The 3,539-nt window shown below is 57.2% G+C and carries 3 protein-coding genes; all 3 read left to right on the plus strand.

Annotated elements, in window-relative coordinates; translation table 11 throughout:
* Positions 1-644: 644 nt before the first annotated feature.
* Positions 645-1,094 carry a hypothetical protein gene (locus tag ENN66_05345; protein ID HDS16022.1) on the plus strand — a complete coding sequence of 150 codons (450 nt, stop codon included), beginning with the start codon at positions 645-647 and terminating at the stop codon, positions 1,092-1,094.
* Between the two features lie 102 nt (positions 1,095-1,196).
* Positions 1,197-2,477 carry an IS481 family transposase gene (locus ENN66_05350; protein HDS16023.1) on the plus strand — a complete coding sequence of 427 codons (1,281 nt, stop codon included), beginning with the start codon at positions 1,197-1,199 and terminating at the stop codon, positions 2,475-2,477.
* 3 nt (positions 2,478-2,480) lie between these two features.
* On the plus strand, positions 2,481-3,287 hold the full coding sequence (locus ENN66_05355; GenBank protein HDS16024.1) for an AAA family ATPase: 807 nt from the start codon (positions 2,481-2,483) through the stop codon (positions 3,285-3,287).
* The last annotated feature ends 252 nt before the right edge of the window (positions 3,288-3,539 follow it).

Below are 3,539 nucleotides of genomic sequence, written 5' to 3' on the forward strand. Positions count from 1 at the left end.
CATCAAATCATCTAAGGAGTTATGAGACGTGACAGGACAACGCATCGGGTGATCAACGTCAACTATTTTTCCCGGTCCCGTTGCCTCAGCAAGAAATGTTACCGTTTATCAGAGAATTCTTCCATGCTGCTTGCTATGAACTCTTTTCCAGATATGTCACCGTCAAGACCTGTATAAACTAGCTTTCTGGCCATGATTTTTCGCCATTCCTTCACCCGGCGCTGCAATGTTCTGAGTTGTCCATCAGGATACTTGCCAGGGTATTGAACCTGTAAGCGTTGAAATAGGGATTTTGCTGGCTCATCAGGGGCCTCATGAAGCCAGATCAGAATTTCCGGCCATACATCGACAAATGGATCCTCTCTCGTTCTATAGTTTCGGGTTTTGGGGCCTGCAGAACGGTGCGTCGGCCTGACTTCCCCAGAGCGCCAAAGATGTGGGAGGTGTTGATTGCCACGAAAAACGACTCAGAGCGGGCATGAAATTGTCAGAATAAGTTGACCAATTGCGGCAGGATATCAGATTATTCGGGCCTTGAGGTAAGGCTCGTTATTCGGTCGTTAAAATAAAGCGGGCGGAGAGTTTTCGTAGAACTCTCCGCCCTTTTTACTTTCGGGGTTAGCGCCCCTATTACCGGAGAGATCATGATATGGTCCATTGCGGTTGATCTCAAGCAAATTCAGCAGCAGGGTAAAGCTTATGCCTGGCCCCGCCCGACGAGCTGTCCGCGCTGCCGTCACTGGCGGCTCTGGGGCCACGGTTACGCCCTGCGCTATTTCGATGGTTTTCCTACGGCACTGCCGATGAAGTGTTACCGCTGCCCACTGTGCGGCTGTGTCGTCACGGCACGACCCGCTGATTACTTTCTGCGCATTCGCAGCACGATGGCCGTCATTGTCGCCTGCCTGACCCAGCGGCTGACCAGGGATCGTTGGCCTGCTCAGATGCAGCCCCGTTCCCGATTACGCCACTGGCTGTCGAATCTGGCCGGGCGGGTTCGGATTCATCTGAGCGAAACCTGGTCCGGTGGGCTGCTCAGAGGCTATGACAGGCTGCTTGAGCGCGGCCAGATTCCGGTTGCCCGGATCAGTTAAATTGACGGGGCAGCTCGTTTTTGACTACCCCAGTGAAGTCTGCTCGCGACTGGTTTTTCCTGCTGATGTAGAGGTTGACTACCCCAATCACAAGGAGAAATCATGACTGAAGAGCAGAAAAAAGAGGTGGCCGTCTTTCGTTACGGCCTGATTGCCGAATTCGTCGGTGCGACACGCCTGGATCGCGGCGAGCGCGAGGTGTTGTTGAAGGAGAAGTGCGCTCGCAAGTGGCAGATTCCATATAGCGGACGCACCCGGGTCAGCCGCAGCACCCTGATGCGTTGGATCAGCCGCTACCTGGAAGAAGGACGGCGGCTTGAGGCGCTCTATCCTCAGGAGCGCAACGACCAGGGGCAGGCCCGCGCTATCGACGAAGAGACCGCCCTGGCCCTGCTCGCCCTGCGCAAGGAGATGCGCAAAATGCCGGTCCCGGAGTTGACCCGGGTGCTCCATCAGCGCCAGTTGGTCAGCTCTGGACGCTCTGTCAGTCTCAGTTCGGTGTACCGCTTTTTACGCCAGCACAAGTTGATGACGGCCGACGAGGCCCCGCCGACGGACCGGCGCAAGTTCGAAGCCGAACTGCCCAACGACCTGTGGCAGTCAGACATCCTGCACGGGCCGGTCCTCGACTGCGACGGCAAGCGCCGCAAATGCTACCTGATCGCCTTTATCGATGATCACTCCCGCCTGATCCCCCATGCCCGGTTTTATCCGTCCGAATCCCTGGCCTGCTTCCAGGATGCCTTCTTTGAGGCCTTAAGCCGCCGCGGTCTGCCAAGGAAACTCTATGTCGATAACGGCTCGGCATATCGCTCCCGGCAGCTTGAATACACCACGGCCGCTTTAGGGATTGCCCTGATTCACGCCAAACCGTACCAGCCCCAGGGTAAGGGCAAAATTGAACGCTTCCTGCGCACGGTGCGCACTCAGTTCCTCTCGTGCTTCCAGGGTCAGAGCCTGGAGGCGATCAATCGCGCCTTTGGCGACTGGCTCGAAGGGCAGTATCATCAGCGCCGGCATGGCTCCACCTGTGAAACTCCCCATAAGCGCTTCGCCGCCGGGCTGCACTGCCTGCGCCCGGCGCCTTCCAATCTCAGTGATTATTTCCGCAAAACCGTCTACCGCCGGGTCAACAAGGATCGCTCCATCGTCATCGACAAACGCCTCTTCGAGGGCCCGGTCGATCTGATTGGCCAGCGGGTGGAGCTGCTCTACCATGAGCGCAGCCCGGAGCAGGTCGAGATCCGTCACCAAGGGCAGTCTTATGGACTGCTCGTGCCGATTGATCTGCAGGTCAATGCCCGGGTCAAACGGGATAAAAACGGCCAGATCGAACTCTCTGGCGCAACGACGCCGCACAGCGGCCAACTGTGGGAGAGCTAAAGCATGGAGATCTCTCGACATAGCTTCGGCTTGAGCAAAAATCCCTTTAGCGCCGATCTGCCGCGTAAGGACATCCTGGTGACGCCCATCATCACCGCCACCAAAGAGCGCATCGATTACGCCGTGCAGATGGGAGGAGTCGCCCTGATCACCGGCGATATCGGCAGTGGCAAATCAACCACCCTGCGCTACCTGATCGGCGGCCTGCATCCCTCGCAATACCAAGTCATTGCCGTGACCGCCTGCTCCGGATCGATTCTCGAACTCTACCGCCAGATTCTCGGCGAACTGGGCATTGAGAATGCCGGCGGCTCACGGGCCATGATGGCTCGCCGCATCAAACAGCAGATTCTCGATCTGGTCTGCGGCAAACGGATGAAGACCTTGCTGGTTATCGATGAAGCGTCGCTTTTGCGCCTCGACGTCTTTGCCGAACTGCACACCCTGACGCAGTTCGAGCAGGATTCCAAGCCGTACTTGCCGGTTATTCTCGCCGGACAGGCCAACCTGGTCGATAACCTCAGTTATCGCGCCAGCAAGCCTCTGGCCTCGCGGGTGGTCGCTCGCTGTCACCTGAGCGGTATCGACAGAGCGGCCATGGAGGAGTATCTGCGCCACCATCTGCGCCTTGCCGGCTGTGAGCGCATGCTGTTTGAAGAAACCGCCGTGACCGCCATTCATCAGGGTTCGGGAGGCCTGTACCGCAAAGCCAACTTCCTGGCTCGGGGCGCAATGATCGCCGCCGCACGACAGGAGCAAACGCTGGTGTGCGCCGAGCATGTTCAGGCGGCCAGTACCGAAGTTTTTTAGGGGAGGCAATGAGATGAATATCTATGAGGATCAGACGGTTGAAGCGACTTTCGATGAATTGACAGACCTGATAGAACAGATGGTGATGAACCTGATGGTGGCCAGCCTGCGCAAAATTGTCAACTCCCACCAAGCGTACCAGGATCTGGCTGATTCGAAGCCGCAACCGAACGAATCAGAGCCATTTTAACATCTACCGGGGCCGGCAATCGCCGGTCCCGGTATGACAAAATTCCATCGGCGTGACAATCC

It is taken from the genome of Pseudomonadota bacterium, assembly GCA_011049115.1.
Classification (GTDB): domain Bacteria; phylum Desulfobacterota; class Anaeroferrophillalia; order Anaeroferrophillales; family Tharpellaceae; genus DSCM01.